Here is a 24,416-nt window from a genome sequence, read left to right on the forward strand (position 1 = left end):
CGACGCGTTGGTGTTTGCCGATTCCATCGGTAATCAGGGTCGGCAATGACTGCTTCAACCGATCAGACCAGCGGTATCGGGAAACGCCGAAGGGCCGCCAAACATGAGAGCTCCGACGCCTACAAGCGTCGGCGTCGCGAGATCGCGGAAGCGGCGGTCCGGGTCTTCGATCGTCTCGGCCTGCAGGGGGCCAGCATCAGCGCCGTCGCAGCGGAACTGGGCATCGATCGGGCATCGGTCTACTACTACATTTCCTCCAAGGAAGAGCTGTTCGACGAGGTCCTGCGCGCGGTCGCCGAGCGGAACTCCGAAATCGCCACCGAGATCGCCGCGAGCGAAATGTCGCCACCTGAGAAGCTGCGGGCGCTGATCGTCGCCATCATGGAGTCCTACGGCGAGCACTATCCTCTGCTGTTCATCTACATCCGCGAGAACCTGAGCCGGGTGTCCGGCTCCCGGACCAAGTGGTCCTCGGACATGCGCCAGGTCAATCGCATCATTGAGAACGCTTTCATCGAGATCGTCGAGGCGGGGTATGAGGACGGCAGCCTGAGAAACGTCGGCCCATCGCGGGTCGTCGCCTACGGCATGCTCGGCGTCCTCGGTTGGACCCATCGCTGGTTCCGTCCCGAAACCTCCCAGCAGTCGGCACGGGAGATCGGTCAAACCTATGCCGAGATGATCGTGGGCGGCATGCAGACGGGTCGATGACCCGCTGAGCTGAGTTATTCGCCGTAGATGTCATGGTCGGCCCTGTCGGCTAGCTCGCCGTCCGACAAGCGGACGTTCCCAACCGCTGCATTGAGCCAGGATCAGTCAGTCATCCGCTTCTGCTTTGCAGCCAGACCGCCATTTCGCGAAACAACAACCGTCGTTTCGCTTACCGATTGCATCGGCCGAACTGCCGATCGCTCCCAGTGGCGACCAGGACAAGTCTCCAAGGCCGACGAAGTTTGACCGCCTTCGCGAAATCGGCCCCCTTCGCGACTGGGATCGCGAAGTCCAGCACAGGCGCGGCTACCGCACGGTAACGTGAAGATCGCGCTCGCCGAACAAAGTTATGGAGAGTCAGGCTGGAGCCCTTTCAGATGACCCTCACCGCGGACGACGGGTGCGAGACGGCTGCAGCAGAGCGCCTCGAGGGCCAGATCCGGGCCGCCCAGTATCTGCGGATGTCGGACGCCCAGCAGCACTATTCGATCGCCTGTCAGCGGGAGATCAACGCCGATTACGCGGCCCGCCGCGGCTATGTCGTGGTGCGGACCTACGTCGATGAGGCCAGGAGCGGGGTCACCATCAAGGGGCGCGACGGCCTCAAGGCTCTGCTCGGCGATGTCCTGGACGCGCCGGACTATTCCGCCGTCCTTGTCACCGACGTCAGCCGCTGGGGTCGCTTCCAGGACCCTGATGAGGCCGCACACTACGAGTTTCTCTGCCGGCAGGCCGGGGTTCAGGTGATCTACTGCGCCGAGGTCTTCGACAACGACGGCGGTCAGGCCTCAATGATCCTGAAGAGCGTCAAGCGGGTGATGGCCGCAGAGTTTAGCCGCCAGCTTTCGGCCCGGACCCGCGCCGGCATGCGACGAGCTCAGATTATGGGCGAGTGCAGCGGTGGTCCGGCGGCCTATGGGTTTGCCAAGGAGGCCTATGATCCAGCGACGGGACGAACGCACGTCCTGGTCCCTGGTGAGCGCAAGGCACATCGGGGGCAGACACTCCGTTTCGTTCCCGGTCCGACCGAGGAAGTCGCCGTCGTCCGTGAGATCTTTCGGCGCTACGGCCGTGGCGGCCAGTCACCTCTGGAGATCGCGCGGCATCTCAACGGCAAGGGGACCGCCTACCGAGGGGGGACGGACTGGACCAGCTATCGCGTCAGGGCGATCCTAGACAATGAGCTCGTTGTCGGGATCCAGTGCTTCGGCAAGAGCCACTACCAGTTTGGGGATCGTCGTCGGTCCAGGGCCCGCGAGGACTGGTCGCGGGTGCGGATTTTTCCGCCGCTCGTCGCACCGGCCCTGTTCGCCAGGGCCTCGGCCAGACGCGCCCTTCAGGCCAGACGGACCTACACCGACGACGCCCTCATCGAGGACCTGCGCCGCCTTATCGCCCGCCACGGCCGGGTCACGGAGGGCATTGTCGCCGCCTGGGGTCTCGTCTCCCCGCGCCTGTATGGACGCCGGTTCGGGACGCTGGGAACGGCGCTCAGGCTCGCCGGACAGACCGCCTATGTCCGGGCCGGAAGGACTTGGCAGGCCCAGGATCTCACATGGGATCGTGTCCGGCCGGCCCTGGAGCGACTTCTCGATGAACGGGGATATCTCAGCGCGTCGGTGATCGACGCCTGCCCCTATGTGCCGCGCAGCAAGACGCTCAAAACCTATTTCGGGTCGCTGCCGGCGCTCTTCGCCGCTGTTGGCGACCCCCTGACCAAGCGCGAGCGGATAAGCCTGGCCTGGGTCCGCCGAGGCCGACAGAACGCCGCCGCCGATCGGCCCGCCCAGCGCGATCAACTCGTCGAGCGGCCGTCGATCCAGCCGGCCTGGCACCCGGCGTTTCCCCAAGGATCCTTGGCCCCGGCGCTCAGGCCGGCCGCAGGCGGATCGGCCTCGAATGTGGAAAGGGCTGAACGACCCGAAGCGGTCGCCGGGCAGCTGGCGTCGGTGCCAGCCCGGCGCTCGCCGTCGTGATCCCGCCACGACCCGTCGCCCAGTACATCCGCATGTCGACCCTCGGCCAAACCAGTTCGGTCGCATTGCAAGAGGAGGCCATCGCGCGCTTCTGCGACCGTGAGGGGCTCGTCGTTGTCCGGAGCTATGTCGACAAGGGAAAAAGCGGACTGTCCACCCGAGGTCGGACGGCGCTCCAGACCATGCTGCGCGACGTCCTGGCCGGACCCGAGTACGCGATGATCGTGGTCGCCGACGTCAGCCGCTGGGGGCGCTATCCAGATCCTGATGAGGCGGCCCACTATGAGTTCATGTGCCGCTCTGCGGGCGTCCCGGTGATCTACTGCACCCCGACGGTCGAGGAGGACGTGTCGCCGGCATCCACCCTCATCAAGTCTGTGCAACGTCTCCTTGCGGTGGAGTTCAGCGAGCAGAAGTCCGCCTGGACCCTTCGGGGTCAGGACTTTAGCCGAAGGCGCGGCGGCTGGGTCGGCGGCGAGGCCCCCTTCGGCTTCTCGCGGCGGGTGATCGGCGAGGGAGCGGATGTCGGTCGGATCCTGAAGGTGGGGGAGCGAAAGGCGAAGTCCGACGGGTTGATCGGGCTGGCGTGGGGTCCCGAGGCAGAAGTCCGGGCTGTCCGCCGGGTCTTCGATCTATACGTCAATGAGGTCCGCAGCGTTGCCGACACGGTCCGCGTGCTGAACGCCGATAAGGTGGTCACACGCCAAGGCCACGGCTGGACGGCGCGTCAGGTCCGCGCCGTGCTGAAGAACGAACTCGTCATTGGCATTCTCGCCCGGGAGCGGACGGTCTGGCGGATGCGGCAGTGCATCCGGGTCCTGCCTCGCGCCGCCTGGACACGACGCGCGGTGGTCGCGCCGATGATCTCCAAGGCGCGCTTCGAGGAGGCCCAGAGACGGTTGGCCGGCGGAGGCCGGCATCGCAACGGCGAACCGGAAATTCTGGCGGAACTGCGCCGGCTTCTGGCGCGACACGGCTCGCTGGATCGCCAGACCGTCAAGGCACACGGGCGGTTTCCTCCTCACCGCTATGTCGAGAGTTTCGGGTCGCTTCAAGCGGCCTTCCGCAAGGTCGGCTACGCGCGAACTACCCGCGATGCTCAGCATGTGGAGGCGATGGACCGAGGCGAGATGATCGCACGCATTGCGGCCCTGCTGGCGCAGACAGGCTATCTGAGCGGAGCCCTGATCCGCACGCGCGGTGATGTCCCGTCGCCTGACACGCTCAGGCGAATGTTCGGATCGCTCAACGCTCTCTATCGCGAGGTCGGCGTGTCGACGGACCGCGGCGAGCAGCTTCGCGAGGCGTGGAGCCGACGCAGAGCCGGGGCCGTCTCAGGGCACAGGGATTGAGCGCCCGGCTGCCAGGGTCAGCACCTCGTCGAGCGCCCGGCACGCTCGGTCGATCTGCGCATCGGTGATGGTGGGATGGACCAGCATCGCCAGTGAGGTCTCGCCCAGGGAGCGTGCCACTGGAAGGCGCTCCGCCGGCCGGGACGTGGTCCCGGCGAAGGCCCGCTCGAGATAGATTTCCGGGGCCGAGCCCTGAAAGCAGGGCACGCCGCGCGCCACGATTTCGTCGATGATGCGGTCCCGTGTCCAGCCAGGAGCGAGGTGTTCGGGGCGAATGAAGGCATAGAACCGGTACCACGCCTGAACGGACTCTGCCGGTAGCCGCGGCAGGCGGACGAGGTCATGGCGAGTGCAGACGTCGCCGAGGCGCATCGCCAGGACCGTACGACGGGCGGTCCAGTCGCTCATGCGATCCAGCTGGATCAGGCCGATCGCGGCCTGCATCTCGATCATCCGCGCATTGGTTCCGAAGGTGTCGTGGACCAGCCGGGGTCCGGGCGGATGGCGGCGTTCATAGACGCCCTCCCAGCTCTTTCCGTGATCCTTCCACGACCACATCGCCGACCACAGGGCCGGATCGCTCGTGGTCACAGCGCCGCCCTCCCCTCCGGTGGTCATGATCTTGTCCTGGCAAAATGACCAGGCACCGACGTGACCGATGGAGCCGACGCTCCGGCCCCGATAGCGCGCGCCGTGCGCCTGGGCGCAGTCCTCGATGACCTTGAGGTCGCGCGCCTCTGCCAGAGCCATGATGGGGTCCATATCGCAGGGCGTGCCGCCCAGATGCACGCAGATCACGGCTCGCGTTCGGGGCGTCAGGACCTCAGCAATCGTCTCGGCCGAGAGCCCCTGGGTGTCCGGATCGACGTCGGCAAACACGGGCGTCGCCCCGGCCATGGCGATCGAGGAAGCCGAGGCCACGAAGGTGCGCGGTGTCGTCACGACCTCGTCGCCCGGTCCGATGCCGAGTGCGAACAGGGCGGCGTCCAGCGCTGCGGTACCGTTCATGAGGGCGATGGCGTGCGCCACACCCGCCCACTCGGCGAAGCGGCGCTCGAACGTCCGACAAAGGTCTCCTGTCCAGTAGTTGACCCGATTGGACGACAGCACCTCGCCGACGGCCTGAACCTCTTCGGGACTGAAGCTGGGCCAGGGAGCGAATGGTGTATTCAGCACGGCTCAACGCTCCAGCTTGCGCGCAGGATTGCCGACCACCGTCAGCCCGTCGGGCACGTCGGCGAGAACCACGGCACCGGCGCCGATCACGGCATCGCAACCGATGGCGACGCCCTGGCGTACGACGGCACCGATCCCGATCCAGCTCCGCGCACCGACGACAACGCCGCCTGCCAGATTGGCTCCTGGCGAGACGTGGACACCGTCACCGAGCCGGCAATCATGATCGACGGTCGCGGCGGTGTTGACGATCACGGCCTGGCCCAGCTGGGCCTGCACGTTCACGCAGGCTGCCGCCAGGACAACAGACCCCGCTCCGATGTGCGCATGGCGGCTGACTGAAGCCGATGGATCTATAAGAGTGGTTGCCGGGGCCCCCAGCCCAGACGCCCGGAGATGCAAGGCGAGCCGCGCGACGTTGTCGCCGACCCCGATCAGAACCCCCTGGTAGGCTTCGACCGCGGCCGCCCAATCATCTGTGCTGCCTGACACGGGCCATGGCCCCCGCTCCCAGGCCTCAGGGCTGCGGTCGTCGAACAGGGCAAGGCTTGTCCAGCCCGCCCGTTCCGCGCTGCTGGCCACGGATCGCGCATGACCACCGCCGCCCAGGATCGCCAATGACCGCATGCTCGCGCCTCTCTTCGGTAGGCTTTGTGCCGCGATTCCCGCATGGCATGCGACGGAACCCTCCACGACAGGGACGCTCAGCGCGCAGTTCCAGCGGAAGCTCTCTTGGTCCCCCGCCGTGCCGCCTGGGATTTGCTGGCCTGGGCTGCAGGCTGCGGCTTCAGAAACTCAGCCCAGTCCTGCATCAACTGTCGCCGCTTGCCGACCAGGTCACCCCGGCGATAGGCAGCCTCGACCTTGCTGGCGATGGTATGGGCCAGGGCCATCTCCGCCACCTCATTGGGGTAGGCCGTCCGTTCCGCAATCCAGTCCCTGAAGGTGGATCGGAACCCATGGGGCACGGCGTCCACCTTCATGCGTCGCAAGACGGCCGAGAGGGTCATGTCGGAGAGCGGCACGCCCGAAGGTGCCGTGAAGACAGGGCTTGTGCTGTCTCCCGCCTTCTGGGTGCGCAAGAGAGCCATGGCCGGCTCCGACAGAGGGACCCGGTGCTCCCGACCGGCCTTCATCCGCTCTGCCGGCACCGTCCAGACCGCGTTGGCCAGATCGATCTCTGCCCAAACGGCGCCTCGAACTTCCCCGGATCGAGCCGCCGTAAAAATGGCGAACTCCAGCGCCCTGGCCCCCTGACCGTCGACCTTCTTGAGGCGTGCCATGAAGCCGGGCATCTCGTCGGCGGCGAGCGCCTTGTGATGCACCACCCGTCGCAACTGGGCGGGGTTCGCCAGGAGATTTTCCAGGTGACCACGCCACCGGGCAGGGTTGGGACCTGTGCGGAAGTCCCGCGCTGAGGCCCAGTCCAGAACCCGTTCGAGACGTCCGCGCAGGCGCGTGGCCGTCTCGGTTTTGGTCAGCCAGATGGGTTCCAGGACCCGCAGAATGTGGGTGGACTCGATCCTGGAGACGTCCAGATGGCCAAGGACCGGATAGGCGTAGGTCGACAACGTCGATGTCCACTGATCCCGATGCTTACTGTTGCGCCAAGCAGACCCATGGGCACCGACATAGGCCTCCGCAGCGTTGCGAAAACTCATCCTCGTCGTTTGAGTGGCCCCTAGGCTTTGTCGGGCTTTCCGCCCGGTCTCTATGGGATCGACGCCGGATCGGATCGCCGCACGAGCATCGCGCGCCGCCTCCCTCGCGCGGGCCAAGGTCACATCAGGATAGCCACCGAGCCCCATCTCCCGGCGTCGGCCGCCGATGGTCGCCCGGAGGATCCAGCTTCGGGCGCCGCTTTGCAGGACCTGCAGCGAAAGCCCGGAAACACCCCCTACCGCGTGCAGACCAGGCTCGGTCAATCGCGAGACAGATAGCGGCCCGAGTTCCCTGGCTTTACGCGGCACGAGTTTATTTTCCGATTTGCATTCGAACTTTTGATAGCAGATTTCTTTGCCTTGCTACCCCCCAAAAAATTTGCGCTTGCACGAAACATCATGAAATCGACTGAAAACTAAGGCCTTCAAAAACTTGCTGTTTGATCGCCTCGAGAAACGTTGTGAAACAGCCTAAATGGCGGAGAATCGGTCTCCGTCTCCGCCATTCCCCTATGGGATTGGAAAAACCAGCAAATCAAGGGCTTGTCGCGAGTGGGTGCTACATCTGGAGCAGATGGAAACCCGATGCCCTTGTATCTTTCTAAGCGTAACGGGACCTACTATTTCCGCCGGGTGATCCCCGACCACCTGCAACCCGTTATCGGGAAGCAGCAGTTTATGTGGAGCCTACGCACCAAGGATTTCGCCGAGGCTAAGCGGCGGCGCAACAGCGACGCAACGAAGACAGATGGCGAACTCGAACGCGCCGAGGCTGTCTCGAAGCTGCCGTTGTCGGCGGGTTTCAATGATCGCGGCGAGGACGTCAGGACGGCGACCTTGGAGACAGAACACGATAACTCTGAAATCCTGCACTACGCAGCTTTGATTGCGGCTAGCTACCGGCGAGATTTGGAGGCTGCGGCCAAAGAGGGGCTGCTTGAGGCGAAGAAAGAGAGCCTTCAAGGCGAGCTATCGAAGCACGAGTGGAACCTGAAAGACGGTTCTCTAATTGATCGGTTTTCTCTCTCGACGTCGGAAAGCATGGCTGTCCGGCGCGTTGGCTGCACTGGCGCTCGCCCTAACCCCGCTGTCAGGGTTGAGCGGTCCCGCCCGAACCCAGGTGTTTATAGCCACGAGGAATGTTCAGGATACGATCTCAGCGAACCTAGATTGCCTCTCTCTCGGTCCTCTCGATGCGCTGTTGATGGAGGCTGCTGAAAAGCTGCTCGCCGCTTATCTTGACGAAGCCATTGGAACGGGAGCGGTCGAAGCCGCCTAACACCCACCCCGGCGCGTGGCAGCTGCTTGTGAGGCGGCGCAGTAACGCTTGACCGTCGCCGCCGACAATCCGAAGTGCCTTGCGGTGCGAGCGATGCTCTCCCCGTTTTCCCGCCGCCAGGACGCCACCGCCGGCCCGTCCGCCGCCATGGGTCGCCCGAGGCTTTCCTTGCCCCTGTGCGTGCGCCCTGTGGCCGCCAAAGAGGCTCTCGCCACCTCTCGTCCGGCGCGGGTCCGCTCCGCTATGCGCTGCCGTTCCATGTCAGCGATCTGCGCGAGTACCGCGAGAATTAGCTCGCCAACGCCGCGACCTATCGCGCCAAGGCCAAGAACGTGGACAGTGACCCCGCGTTCAAGCAGGAGCCGCACGGTGGTCTGCACATCGAGAGCATCGCGACCCAGCCGGTCCACCGCATATACATGCAGCGCGTCGCCGGTTCGCACCGTTGCCAGCAGGTCGGAGAACGCTTGTCGCTGCGCAGCGGGGATCGCGCCGCTGACACCCTCGTCCGCGAACTCCTGATCAAATGACCCACCCAGTGCGGCGCGTTGGGCTTCGATGCTCTGGTCGCCGGTGCTGACCCGATAGTACGCGATACGGTGCATTGTGGCTCACAAGTTAGGGGCGGCTGATGCCTAGCTTATAAGGCTAGATCAAATGCCCCGTCAACATATCTTTTGATCCATAGCTTGAAACTTACAACTTGCGAGCCATCCCTCCATGGGGCCGCACAGCCGTTTGCGTGGTCGAGTTCAGGGTTCGAAAAAATGTGGCCCATTTTCATCTGACTGTCGGTGCGTGCTTGCTAGACCCGACAGCATACAAATGCTGATGTTGCGCGGTGCGGCGAAGAGGGTTCGCCAAGGGCCGAGATAGCCGAATGAATTTTCAAGCGCCTACAGCCGGGTGCACGTGAAGAGCGTCGAGAGCCATTACGCGCGGGCGCTGCTGACCAGCCGCAAGGTCATGCAGCGCAAATGTATCGACCTCGAGAACGAGATCCGCGGTCTGCTGAAAGTCTTCGGTGTGAAGCTGCCGATGCGCCTGTCCCGCGGCGCCTTCGACGTCGCCGTGCGCGATACCATCGAGAGCGATGCAGGGCTGAGCCGCGCTCTCCTGCCGATGCTGCATGCGCGACAGATGTTGTTCGAGACCTTCATGGAGCTGGACCGGCGGGTGCGTAAGGCGGCTCATGCCGACGAGGTCTGCACCCGGTTCATGGGCATCCCCGGCGTCGGCGAGATCACCGCCCTCAGCTTCAAGGCCGCCGTCGATGACCCAGCCCGCTTCAAGAGCTCGCGCACCGTCGGCGCACACTTCGGACTGACCCCTCGACGCTTCCAGTCCGGCGAAAAGGACAATCCCGGACGCATCTCCCACGCCGGCGATTCCGACGTGCGGGCCGCCCTCTACGCCGCCGCCAACGCCATGCTCATGCGCTCGATCGCCTGGTCGAGCCTGAAGGCCTGGGGCATGCGACTGATGAAGACCAAGGGCCGCCGACGCGCCATCGTCGCCGTTGCCCGTAAACTTGCGGTCGTCCTGCATCGCATGTGGGCAGACGGCTCGGAGTTCCGGCACGGATCGGAGGCAGCGGCATGACCTGACCTACCGCACCTCAATCCGATCCTGGCCGGATCGTCCCATGCGGACGACGGGATGGATGAAGCCGAAAATGTCTGCTGCGCTCCGAGCGCGTCCAAAAGCGAGGCTCTCCAGACCCTGATCCCATGCATGCGTGCAGCGGCTCCGCTCGAAAGGAGCCACCAGACTGCGAAGAGAAGCGTGACCCGCGTGATCGATCAGGCCGACGATCAAAACCAGCTTGACCCCCATGCCCGATTAGAGAAGCAGACATCGAGATCGTAGCGGAAAGCAGACGTTCGGCCGTCCCCCGTTTTGTCTCGGTCAGTCGGCAGCAGCTACGGCGGAGCACCGGCTGTCGGGCTATCCGATCGCCCCGTCTGGACTTTCGAGCGAAGGGGAACAAAATGAGACCACGAGAGTGCGTCGATGAAGATCACACCGAACGATCTGGACGGTTGGGCGTCCGAACTTCCCGCCCGCAGCGAACTGCCCGTTCTGCTGCGCAAACTCGCTGACGTGACCCCCTGAAACTCCTCCACGAATAGCTAGAGTCCGCCCCTCGAAAGGACGGACAGAATGAAGCGATCACGGTTTACGGAAGAGCAGATCATCGGGATCCTGCGCGAGCAGGAGGCCGGTGTTCCGGTGGCGGATCTGTGCAGGAAGCACGGGCTGAGCTCGCCGACCTTCTACAAATGGAAGGCCAAGTATGGCGGCATGGACGTGTCGGAGGCCCGGCGGCTGAAGGCGCTGGAAGAGGAGAACGCCAAGCTGAAGCGGATGCTGGCGGACTCGATGCTGGACAACGTCGCGCTGAAGGATCTGCTGGGAAAAAAGTGGTGACGCCCGCTGCGCATCGAGCGGCGGCGGCGCACCTGCAGTCGGCTTACGGGATGAGCGAACGGCGGGCCTGCCGGGTGCTGGGCGTGGACCGGACGAGCGTGCGCTATCAGGCGACGCGACCGGACGACGGCGCCCTGCGCGATCGGCTGAAGGCCCTGGCCCAGGAGCGTCGGCGGTTCGGCTATCGACGTCTGCACGTGATGCTCCGGCGCGAGGGCCATGCGGTCAACAAGAAGCGTGTCCAGCGGATCTACCGCGAGGAGAAGCTGACGGTGCGTCGGCGCGGCGGGCGCAAACGCGCGATGGGCACAAGGCGGCCGCTGGAGATTCCTCTGGTCGCAAACCAGCGCTGGTCGCTGGACTTCGTGTCCGACCAGATGACGGACGGGCGGCGCTTCCGCATCCTGACGGTGATCGACAACTGCACCCGCGAGTGCCTCGGGCTCGTCGCCGACACCTCGCTGTCAGGGCGACGGGTGGCGCGCGAGTTGGACGCCATCATCCTGCGACGCGGGCGACCCGAGACGATCATCAGCGACAACGGCACGGAATACACGTCCAACGCCATCCTGGCCTGGGCCGACGACGCCGGTGTGGGCTGGCACTACATCGCGCCGGGCAAGCCTCAGCAGAACGGCTTCAACGAGAGCTTCAACGGCCGTCTGCGTGACGAGCTGCTGAACGAGACGCTGTTCCGATCCCTGCCGCACGCCCGTGCGGTGCTCGAAACCTGGCGGCGCGACTACAACGAAACCCGGCCGCACTCGAAGCTCGGCTGGCTGACGCCGCAGGCCTACGCAGATGCGCTCAGCGGAAAGATCGGCCGGTCCGCTGCGCTGGTTGGAGGCTGCGCTGACCGGCCTCTTGCCAACCCCACCAACCCCAGTTCAGATCACCAAAGGACTCTCGTTATGGCTGGATGAGAAACGGGGGTCACGTCACCGGCCCTACTGCAGTTATTCTAAAGGTCAGCTACGAGCCCGCAGCGAATTCAAGGCGGCGTCACTCCGGGCAGCGCCGAAAGCAGACCTTGCGAATGTCAGCAATGAGCCCAAAGCGGACATGCCTCCCCTAGCGAATTTGCGCCTAAGCGCCATTCTGTGAAGCGAGACAGGTTGGCACTTCGAGGACGTGGATGTGCCGATACGTGCCCAGAGTCTCGCTCGATCCCTTTCAACCGAAGGAGAGCCTTATCTCGTGGCGCAGGGGCGTCGTGCCAGTAACGTAGAGCCGCTTGCCCGGAAGCGTCAGTTGGCCCCTCGCCCAGGAATATTGCTCACCCGCCGACATCATCACGGGGGTGTCGCCGTTGCCCGGGCCAATGACCAGCCGCTCGTCGCCGACGACATACGTGGCCTGGCCCTCGACCAGATGGACGCCGCCGTCCTCCAGCGGCCGGCCGCCTTCCAGCGTTCCGCCGTCGCGCAGGGTGATCTCGATAGACACCTCGACCTCGTTCTCGCCGCCGGCCTCGAACAGGAGGCGATAGCCCTCCCCTTCCGGCGTGGCCGTCATGTTGAGCGACAGGACGCGGAACTGGGCCGGACGGTGGCTGAAGTCGAGCGCGCTGTTGAAGCGGCCATCCACCGAGCGGCTAAGCGCGTACTCGCCGTTGGGATCGCGCTGCGCCGCGGGCATGGGCAGGTAATAGGGCACCCGCATCTCGCCGCTCAGACGCACAACGCCCGCCGCATCCACCGCGACGGCCGAGGGCCGCCAATGACCCATGCTGAAGAAGTTGGGCGTGAGGCGGATCGCCTCGATGACCAGCCCGCTTTTCCAGAGCCGCATCAGGGTCGGGTTGGTGGCGATGCCCGAACCGATCCGATTGTAGAAGTCCGACGGCTCGCCATCGACGAACCAGTCGCTGCCGGCCCAGAAGCTGGCCGTCGTCTCCCCCCGACGCTCGCGCACCAGGTTCACCGTCTCGAACCTGCGCTGAAGATCGACGAACGGACTCGTAGGCGCGGGCAAAGGCCAGGCCAGTTCGGGCTGGTCCAAGAAGTCCGTTAGGAAATCGCCTAGCTGGCTGGGGTCGTTTTGTTCGATCCAACGCACGACGCCGGCGAAGCGAGCGTCGTTGTCCCTCTGCGCCAGTTCGCGGAATTGGAGGTAGTAGGTGTGCAGGGTCTGTTTGGTCTGGGCCTGGTCCTGACGACGCGACAGGATCGTTTCAACGTCGCCGTAGAAGGGCTCGGATAGGTCGATGGTCGCCTCCAGATTGCGGCGCACGAGGGCGCGTAGCCCCTCTCGTCCCGGAATGTGCGCCAGACGCAGCAGAGACGGGTTGCTGACCGCCTGGGCGTAGTTGGAACTCTGTTCTGAGTAGATCCCTTCGGCGTTGATATCGATGCCTTCGGCCAACCACTCATCGACGCGCTCGCGGTAGGCCGGGTGTGGGTCGACCTTGTCGATCTTCGACAGGGCCGCCGACAGCTCCCAGCGATGGTTGGGCGTGTGAATGCCGCCCGTGCGCAACGGTGGACCCGCCTTCTTCATCATGGCGACCAGACGGGCCGACATGTCCTGTGCGATCGGGTGGCGGCTGGTCTTCAGCGCGCCCAGAACGGTGGCCATGTCTTCGATCAGGAAGGCAGAGTCGGGCGGCGAGTGGCGGTTGCCGCCGCTGAAGGTGCCGTCGTCATGCTGGGCCGCTTCGACGCGGGCCAGCAGGGTCTCGATCGGCTGGACCAGGGCCCGGCTCTCGAAATGACGCGAGTCCGGCCAGATGAAAACGGTCACTAGGCGCCGCATCTGGCGCAGGGTGCCCCGGGCGCCGCCGTAGCCCGCACCGCTGGGCGTGGCGAGCGCCGTCGTCGCCAGTTGATCGGCCGCCGCAGTCAACAGCGACAGAGTGGCCGTATCCCGTCCTTGGGCCAGGGAGAACGTCGGGGCGCCCGCCATGGCCGCAACGGCGGCGGTTCCGGCCAGGAATGTACGACGACGCATGGCGGCTCTCCTTGCCCAAGCCTCAGGCTTGAGATTCGAATACAGGTCCGATCGACCCCGGCCGCCGTCGCGAACGGCGACGACCGGGGCGCTTCGGGGAGGAAGTCCGGTCTCGACCTAAAAGCTGCCGCGCAGCGTCAGCGTATAGGTCCGGCCGTCGTAGTCAGCACGGCGAGGCAGGTTTTCCTGGTTCTCGAACTCAACACGGATCTCGTCCGTCAGGTTGTAGGCGTCGAAGCCCAGGCTGATGGTGTCAGTGATGTTGTAGGACGCCGACAAGTCGATCTGGCCGCGGGCCCGCACCTGACGCGCCGCGCCGGTGAAACTGGCGGTCGAGGCCAGATCGTATTCGCTGCGCAGATTGTAGACCAAACGTATGCCGTAACGGTCCGTCTCGTAATAGCCGATCAGGTTCAGGTTATGCTCCGACACGCCAGGCAGGGTGGCCGGCGCGCCGGTGACCGTGGTCCCGTCGACCGTCGTGTAGGCATAGTTGAACCCGCCGCCGGTGTGGCGGAGGAAGCCCGGCAGGAAGTCGAAAGACTGCTGCATGTTCAGCTCAATGCCGCTTACGGTGATCGGATTGGGCTGGTTCGTGTTGCCCGAGATGACCACCTGATAGGGCTGGGTCACGCCGCCCAGTTGGAAGGTCAGGCTACTGAGGCACTGGTCGCCGCTGATGGTGAAGGTGCCGATGCCGAGGCCTCCGCCGTCCGCCGGGCAGAGCTGGGCGCGATCGGTGATCGGGCCGATCAGGCCGGTGATCTCCTTGGTGAAGGCGGCCAGCGAGATGATGCTGTTCGGGCGGTTGTACCATTCGGCCGAGAAGTCGAACGAGGTGGCGTCGTAGGGCTCCAGACCCGGGTTGCCGAGGGTGACGGTGTAAATCCCGTTGGTCGACGGCTGGCTGACGACCGTGCTCGGCGAGAACTGCAGCGGTTGGGGCCGGACGTAGCTCTTGTAGGCCGCCGCGCGCAGGACGATGTCCTCGGTCGGTTCGGCGATGACGATGAAGGACGGCAGGACCTTGTCGTACTCCTGCACGTAGCGACGGGACACGAAGTCCGACGGCGCGCCGACAGTGTTGGTGATCGTCACCCGGGTGAGGGCGTCGACCGTGTTCTCCGCCGACTCGTAGCGCACTCCGACGTTGCCGTGGACCGGCATGCCGCCGACGTCGAAGTCGTACTTCACCTGGCCGTAGGCGCTGAGCAGGTCCGTGCCGTTGGTGAAGTTGTCCAGGGCGTAGGCGTTGTTGGCGTAGTTGATGTTATAGCCCGACGGGGAAAGCTGGGCGCCCGGATAAACGGCAACCGGACGCAAGGCCGAAACCGCGCGCTGGATGTCGACGACCTGCCAGTTGTTGGTCGGCTGGCCGCCGCGGCCGTTGAAGAAGTCGTTGGCGAAGGGCGCTTCGACCAGGAAGTCGGCCGTGACGTTCTGGATCGGCAGGCCATAGGCATTGATTCGGTAGCCCTCAGCCTCGAACTCCTGGCTTTCATAGACGAAGCCGAACTGGAAGCCGCTGAGGAAGCCGTTGTCCAGATCGCGCTCGACGTCGATGCGGGCGGTCTCCAGCGCGTTGCGGCCGAAGGTCTGGGTGCCCTGGAAGTTGAAGCGGTTTCGACGGAGGGCGGCGTTGGCGTTGTCGAAGAAGGCCCCCGAGGCGGTGACACCGCCGTAGACCCCGGTGCTGATGCCGTTCACCGAGACCGCGGGATTCGGGTTCTGGACGTAGATGTGGTTGTCGATGTTGTCGCCGCCCGTGACCAGACGGCCGGTCAGGCCGTTGCCGGCCGCCGTCTGGAGCGTGTTGAAATCGACGGAGATTTCGACCGAGTCGTTCTCGGCGCGCGACATAGCCGCGATGCCGCTGACGACCCAGCCGTCGCCGCTGTCCCATTCGCCAGTGACGTTGAAGCCCCAGGTCTTCTGCTTCTGGCTGAAGCCGCGGGTCGACGAGTTGAAGTCGGCGTTCGAGAAGCTGAAGTCCTCGACCAGATAGCGGCCGTCATCCAGGCGGATCGGCGCGGAGTTGGCCGTCAGGACGCTGGACAGGTTGTTCGAGGTGATCAGCAGATACTGAGTCGTCAGCGGCAGATCGCGGTCCGAGTAGAAGCCGGCGACGCCGATGCGGGTCTGGTCGTTCAGACGATACTCGGCGCCGGCCGCGCCGGTGTACATGTCGCCCTCGTTCAGGCGCACATACTGACGGTGCTGGGCGTCGTAGAGGACGCCGGCGGTCGAGGTCGCGCCCGTGCAGGTCGGGCAAGCGGCGGAGGTCGCGTAGTAGGGACGCAGCAACGGGTTCGCATTGGCCTGGGCCGGGGTGAAGGCGGCGTAGCTGTTGAACAGGATGGAGTCGCGGCGGAAGTTTTCGTGGCGATAGGCCAGAGTGCCGAAGACCGCGAAATCGTCGCTGAAGTGGTGATTGTAGCCGATGGTGGCGGCCGGCGAGTAAGTCTCGCCCAGTTCGTTGTACTCGCTGGCGACCTTGAGGAAGCCGCCGTCCGTGCGGCCGAGCGCGGGGGCGATCTGGAGGTCGATGTTGCCTGACAGACCGCCGCTCTGCGCGTCCGCCAGTGGCGACTTGTTGACCACGATGGCCGAGAAGATGTCGGAGTTGAAAGCGCCCAGTGGGGCGGAATCGCGCAGGATCGGCTCGGCGAAGGCCACGCCGTTCATGGTCAGGCGCGAGAAGGAGCCCGGCAGGCCACGCAGGTTGATCGTCGCGTCGCGGCCCTCGGCCTCACGGTTAATCTGGACGCCCGGCACGCGCTGCAGCGCCTCACCCACGTTCAGGTCGGGGAAACGACCCAAACCGTCCGACGAGATCCCGTCGGTGATGGAGTCCTCGTTGCGCTTAGCGGCAATGGCGTTGGCGTAGCTCTGGCGAAAGCCGGTGACGACGATCTCATCGACCTGGGTCTCGTCGTCCTGGTCGGCCTCGGGCTGGGGTCTCGCAGGCTGCGAAGTTTGAGGCGGTTGCGAGGCCGACGTCTGGGGTGCTGTCTGGGCCCAAGCCGGGACGCTGGTGAGCGCCGTGGCGCCGAGCAGCGCAGACATCAAGACGCAATGACGCGAACGAATAACCATATCGATCTACCTCCCCATCCGCTCTTTTCCGAGCGTGACTCGTTGTGGCGAAAGTTAGAATAGGATTTTCATATTGTGTCAATGCTGTCCTTTCTATTTCATTTTTTGGAACGGGACACATTTGGAATTTCAAAGCAGAAAGGCCGCGTCATAGAGATGGCGCGGCCTTTCGACGATCGGAATGAAACGACTAGAAGCGGACGATGACGCCCTCGGTCGCCGATTTCTGCGCCGCCTCGGCCAGTTCGAGGGCGGCGATCCCGTCAACCTGATCGATCAGCGGAGCGGCGCCGTCCAGTATGTCGGCGAAATGAGCGATCTCGCGCGCATAGGCCACCGCGTAGCGATCCAGGAAGAAGTTCTGGAACCGGTCGGCGGAGGCTCCGCCCTCACCCCATGTTTCGACCGTGCTCTCCAGCTGGTTCTGAGCGCGGATCATGCCCTTGGAGCCATAGGCCTCGATCCGCTGGTCGTAGCCGTAGCCGCTGCGGCGGCTCGAGGAGATGACGCAGATCTTGCCCGACGCCGTCTTCAAGATGGTCTTGGCCGTATCGACGTCGCCCGCCTTGCCGATCTCCGGATCGATCAGAACCGAACTGGTCGAGAAGACCTCGGTAACAGGTTCATCCAGCAGCCAGCGCGCCATGTCGAAGTCGTGGATCACCATGTCCTTGAAGATGCCGCCCGAGGTGGCGACGTAGGTCGCCGGCGGCGGCGCCGGGTCGTGGCTGATGATGTGCAGGGTCTCCAGCGCCCCGACCTCGCCCGCCTTCAACCGAGCTTGTAGGGCGGCAAAGTTGGCGTCGAAGCGGCGGTTAAAGGCGAGGAAGACCTGGGCGCCGATCGCGGCCAGGGCATCGCCCGCGCCCCGCGCACGTTCGAGATCCTGATCCAGAGGCTTCTCGCAGAAGACGGTCTTGCCCGCCTGGGCCGCCGCCAGGCTGTAGTCCAGATGGGTGTCGGTCGAACTGGCGATGACGACGCCGTGGATGGCCGGGTCCGCCAGCACCTCGTCCACGGTCGCGACGTTAGCCCCGTACTGGCTGGCCAGTTCCGCCGCCGCGTCCGTCGGATCGACGACGCTGACCAGTTTCAACCGCGAGTTGGCGGCGATGTTGGCCGCATGGATCCGTCCGATCCGCCCGGCCCCGATCAAGGCTATCCCGTGCATGGCTTCCTCTTGTAACGAAAATTCTTGATGGTTCACGTTTGGAACATCGCCACCTTAGCGAGGTCGCCGGCCCGGCGCGAGAGTTGCGTTCCAAAAATCGAACGGATATTCCGTTTGCAGAACAACAGAGGCGCCCGCATGTCGAAAGCCCCCGTCGCGCCGGCCACCGCCGATGAACTCTGCGCCGAGATCGTCCTTCGCTATGAAAGCCTCAGCAAGCGGCTCAAGCAGATCGCGCGCTATATCCTGGACGAACCGAACGACATCGCCCTGGAGACCCTAGCGGTCATCGCCTCACGCTGCGACGTCCAGCCCTCGACCATCGTTCGTTTCGCCAAGAGCTTCGGCTTCGAGGGCGCCAGCCAGATGCAACGGCTGTTCCGCGACGGCCTGCTCTCGAACAACATGGCGCTGGGCTATTCGGAACGCGTCCGCCAGCTGAACGAGACCACCAGTTCGGACAAGGCCAAGCCCGCCGACCTGCTGGCCGAGTTCGTCGAGGGCAATATCCTGGCCCTTCAGAACCTGCTCCAGACCGTCAGCCGCGCCGAGATCCGCGCCGCTGTGGACCTGATCGCCAAGGCTCATACAGTCCATGTGGTGGGCTTTCGACGGTCCTTCCCCGTCGCCTCATACCTCGTCTATTCTCTCTTGCAGGCTGGCAAGCGCGCCGTATTCGTCGATGGCGTCGCGGGTCTGGCCATGGCTCAGGTCCAGGCCATCGGCCCCCAGGACTTGCTGATCGCGGTCAGCTATCATCCCTATGCCGGGGAGACCGTCGCCATCGTCGAGGCCGCGCGCGAGAACGGCGCCAAGGTCCTGGCCATCAGCGACAGTCTGGTCAGCCCGGTCGCCAAGCCCGCCGATCTGGTGCTCCAGACCCGAGAATCGGAGGTGCGGAAATTCCGCTCCCTGTCCGCGTCCATGTGTCTCGCCCAAGCCCTCGTAATCAATTTCGCCTTCGAGGCCTCGAAGGAAAAAGGCCGCCGCCCAAGAGCTCCCAAGGCCTGAAACAGGAAATGGAACGAACCTTCCGCAGTCGCAGTTTATGAAACAGCTATTGCGATCATGGAACGAATGGAATAGCTGTTTTGGACGACGGGGAGTGGTCCAGAACACATGGCCGAACATATCGACCGATCGGAAAGCCAGCGCAGTCTGGACCTGATCACACTCGGCCGCGCCGGCATCGATCTCTACGGAGAACAGATCGGCGGACGGCTGGAAGACATGGCGAGTTTCGCCAAATACGTGGGCGGCAGCCCGACCAATACGGCGGTCGGCGGCGCGCGTCTGGGCCTGAACACGGCCCTGATCACCCGCGTGGGTCATGACCATTTCGGCCACTTCCTGATCGAGGAACTGGCGCGCGAGGGTGTCGAGACCTCGGGCATGATCGTCGATCCGGACCGGCTGACGGCGCTCGCCGTGCTCGGGATCCGCGATCCTGACACCTTCCCCCTGATCTTCTTCCGCGAGAACTGCGCCGACATGGCGCTGACCGCCGAGGATATCGATCCGGCCCTGATCGCCCGTGCGCGCGCCCTGCTCGTCAACGGCACCCACCTGTCCCAGCCGGGCGTCTTCGCCGCCAGCCTGAAAGCGGCCGAATTGATGAAGGCGCAAGGCGGCCAGGTCGTCTTCGATATCGACTATCGCCCTGTCCTCTGGGGTCTGGCCTCCAAGGCCAACGGCGAGGACCGGTTCGTGGCCAGCGGCCGCGTGACCCAGGAACTCCAGCGCATCCTGCCCCTGTGCGACCTGATCGTCGGCACGGAGGAGGAGATCCATATTCTGGGCGGCACGACCGACACGGTCGCCGCTCTCCGCGCCATCCGCGCCCGGACCACGGCCCTGCTGGTCTGCAAGCGCGGCGCGGAAGGCTGCGTCGCCTTCCCGGGGGGTGTTCCCGATTCCCTGGATGACGGCGTGGTCGGCCGCGGCTTCCCCATCGAGGTGTTCAATGTGCTCGGCGCCGGCGACGCCTTCATGGCAGGCTTCCTGCGCGGCTGGCTGCGCGACCTGCCGCTGGAGACCTGCTGCGAGCTCGCCAACGCCTGTGGAGCCCTGGTCGTGTCACGTCACGGTTGCGCCCCGGCCATGGCGTCTTGGGATGAGCTTCAGGTCTTCCTCGCCGGAACCTGGCCGCATCGACTGCGCGACAGTGCGGAGCTGGAACAGTTGCACTGGTCGTCCAACCGCCACCTCGACCATGACGACCTGACGGTGCTGGCCATCGATCACCGCAGCCAGTTCGAGGACCTGATCGCTGAACTCGGCGTCGGCGACGCCAAGGCGGTCGCCCACTTCAAGAACCTCGCCCTCAAAGCCGTCGACCGCATGGCGAAGGGGGACCGCCGATACGGCCTTCTGCTGGACGGCCGGTTCGGCGCGCGCGCGCTGGAGGCCGCCGCCGATCTGCCCTACTGGATCGGTCGTCCGATCGAGGAGCCCGGCTCACGCCCCATCGCCTTCGAGGGATCGCCCGACGTCGCCGCCACCCTGCGCGAATGGCCGATCAATCACGTCGTCAAATGCCTGGTCTTCTACCACCCAGACGACGATGCGGAGATGCGCGCGCGTCAGGATCGCCAGATCCTGCGCCTGTTCGACGCCTGCCGCACGACCCGTCACGAATTCCTGCTGGAGATCATCGCCTCCAAGCATGGTCCAGTGGACAGTGATACGATCGCCCGCGTGATCGATCATGTGTACGGCCTCGGCGTCTATCCCGACTGGTGGAAGCTGGAACCCACCAGCGACCCCCAGGCCTGGGCCGCCAGTCAGGCCGCCATCCTGCGTCACGATCCGCGTTGCCGGGGCATCGTCCTTCTGGGCCTGTCCGCGCCGCAGGAAGAGATCCTGGCCGGCATCGCCGCCGCCGCCCCGTTCTCTCTGGTGAAGGGGTTCGCCGTCGGTCGCACCATCTTCCAGGACGTCGCCGCCCGATGGCTGCGCCAGGAAATCGACGACGACGGCGCGGTGCAACAATTAACCGCCAACCTGCGCGTCCTCGCCGACGGCTGGCGCGCCGCCCGCGACTCCCGAGCCGCCGCATGAGCCGCACCGTCCGTCTGACCATGGCCCAGGCCCTGACCCGCTGGATGAGCGTCCAGGGAGTCGAGGTCGATGGAACGGTCGTTTCCTATTTCGCGGGTGTCTGGGCCATCTTCGGCCACGGCAACGTCGCCGGCATGGGCGAGGCCCTGGCCGGGATGGAAGACAGCCTTCCGACCTTCCGCGCCCACAACGAACAGGGCATGGCCCACGCCGCCATCGCCTTCGCCAAACAGTCGCGCCGACGTCGGGCCATGGCCTGCACGACCTCGATCGGACCCGGCGCGACCAACATGGTCACCGCCGCCGCCCTGGCCCACGTCAACCGCCTGCCGGTCCTGTTCCTGCCGGGCGACGTCTATGCCTCGCGACGCCCCGACCCCGTGCTTCAACAGATCGAGGATTTCGCCGACGCCACGGTCAGCGCCAACGACAGCTTCCGGCCCGTCTCCCGCTATTTCGACCGCATCACCCGTCCGGAACAGATCCTCGACGCCCTGCCCCGTGCAATGGCGGTCATGACCGATCCGGCGACCTGTGGGCCCGCGACCCTGGCCCTGTGTCAGGACGTCCAGGCCGAGGCCTTCGACTATCCGGAGAGCTTCTTCGAACCCCGCGTCTGGCGCACCCGCCGCCCGCGACCGGACCGGCAGGAACTGGCCGACCTGATCGACGCCCTAAAGACCGCCAAGGCTCCGCTGATCGTCGCCGGCGGCGGCGTCCTCTATTCCGAAGCCGAGACCGTCCTCGCCGACCTCGCCGCCCGCACCGGCGTTCCGGTCGCGGAGACCCAGGCCGGCAAGGGCGCCCTCGTCTGGGATAACCCCCTGGCGCTCGGCTCCATCGGCGTCGCCGGGACCAGCGCGGCCAACGCCGCGGCCGAAGCCTCCGACCTGATCGTCGCCGTCGGCACGCGGCTTCAGGACTTCACGACCGGCTCCCGCACCCTGTTCACGGGCAAGCATCTGTTCCAGATCAACGTCGCCCTGAACGACGTCGGCAAACATGACGCGCGTCCGGTTCTCGGCGACGCCCGTGAGGTGCTGACCGAACTGTCCTACGCGCTCGGCGACTGGGTGCTGTCAGTCTAACGCTAACTTGTCTCCACTTTAGGCCACCTAAGCGCCTGATCGGGGATGGAAATCATGAAGCCGCTGTCCTTCAAGCGTCACCGCTTCCCGGCGGCGGTGATCCGCCAGGCCGTTTGGCTCTACTTTCGCTTCAGTCTTAGCCTCCGCGACGTCGAAGAGCTTATGGCTGCGCGCGGGATCGAGGTCAGCTACGAGACGATCCGGTGCTGGACCATCAAGTTCGGGCCGCAGATCGCGAAACGGCTGAGGAAGCTTCGTCCTGTCCCCTCCCCTCGCTGGCACCTGGATGAGGTGGTCTGCTCGATAGGCGGCAAGCGCATGTTCCTATGGCGGGCCGTTGACGACGAGGGCGAGGTGCTCGACCTCGTTGTCCAACGCCGGCGGCACACGGAGGCTGCGCTGAAACTGCTCAGGCGGTTGCTGCGAAATCAACCGGTGCAGCCTGAGAAGATTGTCACCGATGGGCTCGGGTCATACGCGGCGGCGCTGGACCAGCTCGGATTGCGCACCCTCCATAGTCCGGGCCGACTACGAGAGAACAATAGGGCAGAGAACTCGCACCTTCCGATCCGACGACGGGAGCGGCAACAACAGCTCTTCAAATCCCAAGCCTCAGCCCAGCGTTTCCTCACCACTCACGCAGCGATCTACAACACCTTCTACACCCAGCGTCATCTGATAAGCCGACACACCCTTCGCCGCTTTCGCGCCGGAGCCGATGCGGCTTGGGCGACAGCAGTCGCCTGAATCTTCGTCGGCAGGGAAGTTGTGGCCAGCGGCCGCTAACCTGACAGCGCTACGTAGGCCTGTAGCCGGCCTAGAGTGGAGACAAGTTAGTGTTAAACTGACAGCACTCTCAGAGCCGGTGAAGTTTCGCCGCGACGGGTTCCACGGCGAAACGAGCTAGGGGGCTGATTTCCGCGCCGGGCGATTGCACCCGGTCGATCACCTTCACATCGGTCCGCCACTCCGTTGGCGTGACCTCGTGGATCTGATAGCCGCGCTGTTGCCTGAGCAGCGCGATGTGCGGGCTCCCATCGGCCAGACGTTGCGCTGACTCGGTCAGTTGCACAGCGCCGTCTCCTCCCGATGAGATGGAGGTCGAGAGAAACTCAATCGCGGCGCCCGGCCCGTCCGGCTCATCGTCGCGACGCGGGACGGTCCCCACCGCGTGAATGTGGGCGTCACCGGTGGCCACGATCACATTGGTCAGGGACTTTTCGGTGAAGGCATCGACCAGGCGTCGGCGCGCCTCCGGATAACCGTTCCACGTATCTTCGCCGGGGCGAGGCTGGATGGCCCCGTCCGTCTGACGATCGAACAGCGGCATGACCCAGACCTGCTGGGCGATGAGGTTCCAGTGCGCGCTGTTCACCAGCCCCTCCGAGAGCCAGGCCTCCTGCGCCGCGCCCAGCATGGTCGCGTCCCGCATGTCAGCCGGGCGGCAGGCCGTCTGGCCCATGCGCGCGCAGAGCTGGTCGCTGCGGTAGCTGCGCGTGTCCATGACGTGCATGCGGAACAGGCCGCCGTAGTCCAGCCGGCGATACATGGTGAGACCGCCCGGACGCGGGAACTGCGCCCGACGGACGGGCATGTTCTCGTACCAGGCCTGCATCGCCGCATACCGGCGCAGGATGAAGGCTTCCGGCGGGGTGCCGTCCTGGTCGTGGATGTCCGCCCAGTTGTTGTCGATCTCATGATCGTCGAACGAGCTGACGAAGGCCGCCGCGGCATGGGCGTCCTGCAGGTCCGGGTCGGTCTTATACTGGGCGTAGCGGCGACGATAGTCGTCGAGGCTGTAAATCTCGCCGCCGACGTGGTCGCGCACCACGACATTGCCGGCCGCATCCCTGACGACCGGACCGTTCGTCCGGCCGCCCCCGTACTCGTAGATGTAGTCACCGTAGTGGAAGACGGCGTCCAGATCGGCTTCGCGGCTCAGATGCCCCCAGGCTCCGTACCAGCCGGAGGTCCAGGCTTGGCATCCGGCGACGGCGATCCTGGCGCTGCCAGGAACGATGCCGCCGACCGGCGCGGTGCGCGCGCGGCCGATACGGCTGGCATGACCGCCCTCCAGACGGAAGCGATACCAGTAGCGCCAGTGGGGCTTCAGACCGCCGACCTCGACATGGACCGAATGGCCCAGTTCCGGCCGGGCGACGGCCTCGCCCGACTGGACGATGTGCGTGAAGCGCTCGTCCTCGGAGACTTCCCAGATCACTGGAACCGCCGTCGTCGGCATGCCGCCATGCTGTTCCAGAGGCTGGGGCGCCAGCCGGGTCCAGATGACGAAACCATCGGGCCAGGGATCGCCGGAGGCGACGCCGAGGGCGAAGGGGTTCTCGGTGAAGGTCGCGGCCCAGGCCGGCACATGAGACGCCAGACCGGCGAAGAGCGTCAGGCCGCCGGCGCCCGCGAGGAGTTTGCGGCGATCAAGCAGGATCGTCATGGGGAGATCTCCGAAAAC

Annotated in this window: 18 protein-coding genes; 10 read left to right on the forward strand and 8 right to left on the reverse strand. The window is 65.2% G+C overall.

The window, feature by feature from the left end; translation table 11 throughout:
- Positions 1 to 45: 45 nt before the first annotated feature.
- From ACETK8_RS14750 to ACETK8_RS14760, 3 genes are all read left to right on the forward strand, one after another.
- Positions 46 to 711, forward strand: a complete 666-nt coding sequence (locus ACETK8_RS14750) for a TetR/AcrR family transcriptional regulator (RefSeq protein WP_374036588.1) — start codon at positions 46 to 48, stop codon at positions 709 to 711.
- A 377-nt stretch (positions 712 to 1,088) separates the two neighbouring features.
- A complete protein-coding gene (locus ACETK8_RS14755) occupies positions 1,089 to 2,687 on the forward strand; it encodes a recombinase family protein (protein WP_374036589.1) in 1,599 nt (532 codons plus the stop codon).
- Positions 2,684 to 4,039 (forward strand): recombinase family protein, encoded by a 1,356-nt coding sequence (locus ACETK8_RS14760; protein ID WP_374036590.1) that lies wholly within the window; start codon positions 2,684 to 2,686, stop codon positions 4,037 to 4,039. Before ACETK8_RS14755 ends, ACETK8_RS14760 begins: the two co-directional genes overlap by 4 nt.
- Here ACETK8_RS14760 and ACETK8_RS14765 read toward each other — a convergent pair.
- The 3 genes from ACETK8_RS14765 to ACETK8_RS14775 form a co-directional block, all read right to left on the reverse strand.
- Positions 4,022 to 5,215, reverse strand: coding sequence for a DegT/DnrJ/EryC1/StrS family aminotransferase (locus ACETK8_RS14765; protein ID WP_374036591.1), 1,194 nt, complete (start codon positions 5,213 to 5,215; stop codon positions 4,022 to 4,024). The two genes, ACETK8_RS14760 and ACETK8_RS14765, sit on opposite strands and share 18 nt — an antisense overlap.
- Before the next feature lie 3 nt (positions 5,216 to 5,218).
- Complete coding sequence (locus tag ACETK8_RS14770) at positions 5,219 to 5,833, reverse strand: acetyltransferase (protein ID WP_374036592.1); 615 nt, start codon at positions 5,831 to 5,833, stop codon at positions 5,219 to 5,221.
- Between the two features lie 86 nt (positions 5,834 to 5,919).
- Positions 5,920 to 7,185 (reverse strand): tyrosine-type recombinase/integrase, encoded by a 1,266-nt coding sequence (locus ACETK8_RS14775; RefSeq protein ID WP_374036593.1) that lies wholly within the window; start codon positions 7,183 to 7,185, stop codon positions 5,920 to 5,922.
- A 276-nt stretch (positions 7,186 to 7,461) separates the two neighbouring features.
- Between ACETK8_RS14775 and ACETK8_RS14780 the strand changes: the two genes are divergently transcribed.
- The gene (locus ACETK8_RS14780) at positions 7,462 to 8,094 is read left to right on the forward strand and encodes a DUF6538 domain-containing protein (protein WP_374036594.1); all 633 of its coding nucleotides are present in this window, start codon (positions 7,462 to 7,464) and stop codon (positions 8,092 to 8,094) included.
- A gap of 57 nt (positions 8,095 to 8,151) precedes the next feature.
- Here the strand turns inward: ACETK8_RS14780 and ACETK8_RS14785 are convergent, their stop codons facing one another.
- Entirely contained in the window at positions 8,152 to 8,760 is a 609-nt protein-coding gene (locus ACETK8_RS14785; RefSeq protein WP_374036595.1) for a recombinase family protein, read from the reverse strand.
- Positions 8,761 to 9,061: 301 nt separating this feature from the next.
- Between ACETK8_RS14785 and ACETK8_RS14790 the strand changes: the two genes are divergently transcribed.
- Together ACETK8_RS14790 and ACETK8_RS14795 are read left to right on the forward strand one after the other, a co-directional pair.
- Complete coding sequence (locus ACETK8_RS14790) at positions 9,062 to 9,757, forward strand: IS110 family transposase (protein ID WP_374036596.1); 696 nt, start codon at positions 9,062 to 9,064, stop codon at positions 9,755 to 9,757.
- Between the two features lie 561 nt (positions 9,758 to 10,318).
- Positions 10,319 to 11,508, forward strand: a protein-coding gene (locus tag ACETK8_RS14795) for an IS3 family transposase (RefSeq protein ID WP_249341170.1) whose coding sequence is annotated in 2 segments (ribosomal slippage) — positions 10,319 to 10,571 and positions 10,571 to 11,508 — 1,191 coding nt in all. Because the reading frame shifts where the segments join, the coding sequence is not laid out codon by codon here.
- Between the two features lie 250 nt (positions 11,509 to 11,758).
- Here ACETK8_RS14795 and ACETK8_RS14800 read toward each other — a convergent pair.
- From ACETK8_RS14800 to iolG, 3 genes are all read right to left on the reverse strand, one after another.
- Positions 11,759 to 13,534 (reverse strand): hypothetical protein, encoded by a 1,776-nt coding sequence (locus tag ACETK8_RS14800; protein ID WP_374036597.1) that lies wholly within the window; start codon positions 13,532 to 13,534, stop codon positions 11,759 to 11,761.
- A gap of 117 nt (positions 13,535 to 13,651) precedes the next feature.
- Entirely contained in the window at positions 13,652 to 16,600 is a 2,949-nt protein-coding gene (locus tag ACETK8_RS14805; protein ID WP_374036598.1) for a TonB-dependent receptor, read from the reverse strand.
- 220 nt (positions 16,601 to 16,820) lie between these two features.
- Positions 16,821 to 17,801, reverse strand: coding sequence for an inositol 2-dehydrogenase (iolG, locus tag ACETK8_RS14810; protein ID WP_374036599.1), 981 nt, complete (start codon positions 17,799 to 17,801; stop codon positions 16,821 to 16,823).
- Between the two features lie 138 nt (positions 17,802 to 17,939).
- On the opposite strand from iolG, the gene ACETK8_RS14815 reads away from it, so the two are divergent.
- From ACETK8_RS14815 to ACETK8_RS14830, 4 genes are all read left to right on the forward strand, one after another.
- Positions 17,940 to 18,812 carry a MurR/RpiR family transcriptional regulator gene (locus tag ACETK8_RS14815; protein WP_374036600.1) on the forward strand — a complete coding sequence of 291 codons (873 nt, stop codon included), beginning with the start codon at positions 17,940 to 17,942 and terminating at the stop codon, positions 18,810 to 18,812.
- Positions 18,813 to 18,920: 108 nt separating this feature from the next.
- Positions 18,921 to 20,861: a bifunctional 5-dehydro-2-deoxygluconokinase/5-dehydro-2-deoxyphosphogluconate aldolase gene (locus ACETK8_RS14820; protein WP_374036601.1), complete on the forward strand. Its 1,941-nt coding sequence runs from the start codon at positions 18,921 to 18,923 to the stop codon at positions 20,859 to 20,861.
- Positions 20,858 to 21,949: a thiamine pyrophosphate-binding protein gene (locus ACETK8_RS14825; RefSeq protein ID WP_374036602.1), complete on the forward strand. Its 1,092-nt coding sequence runs from the start codon at positions 20,858 to 20,860 to the stop codon at positions 21,947 to 21,949. The genes ACETK8_RS14820 and ACETK8_RS14825 overlap by 4 nt, the downstream gene beginning before the upstream one ends.
- A gap of 54 nt (positions 21,950 to 22,003) precedes the next feature.
- Positions 22,004 to 22,696 carry an IS6 family transposase gene (locus ACETK8_RS14830; protein ID WP_374036603.1) on the forward strand — a complete coding sequence of 231 codons (693 nt, stop codon included), beginning with the start codon at positions 22,004 to 22,006 and terminating at the stop codon, positions 22,694 to 22,696.
- 109 nt (positions 22,697 to 22,805) lie between these two features.
- On the opposite strand, the gene ACETK8_RS14835 is transcribed toward ACETK8_RS14830, so the two are convergent.
- Positions 22,806 to 24,398 carry an alkaline phosphatase D family protein gene (locus ACETK8_RS14835; protein ID WP_374036604.1) on the reverse strand — a complete coding sequence of 531 codons (1,593 nt, stop codon included), beginning with the start codon at positions 24,396 to 24,398 and terminating at the stop codon, positions 22,806 to 22,808.
- Between the last annotated feature and the right edge of the window lie 18 nt (positions 24,399 to 24,416).

It is taken from the genome of Brevundimonas staleyi, from assembly GCF_041893865.1.
Taxonomy (GTDB): domain Bacteria; phylum Pseudomonadota; class Alphaproteobacteria; order Caulobacterales; family Caulobacteraceae; genus Brevundimonas; species Brevundimonas staleyi.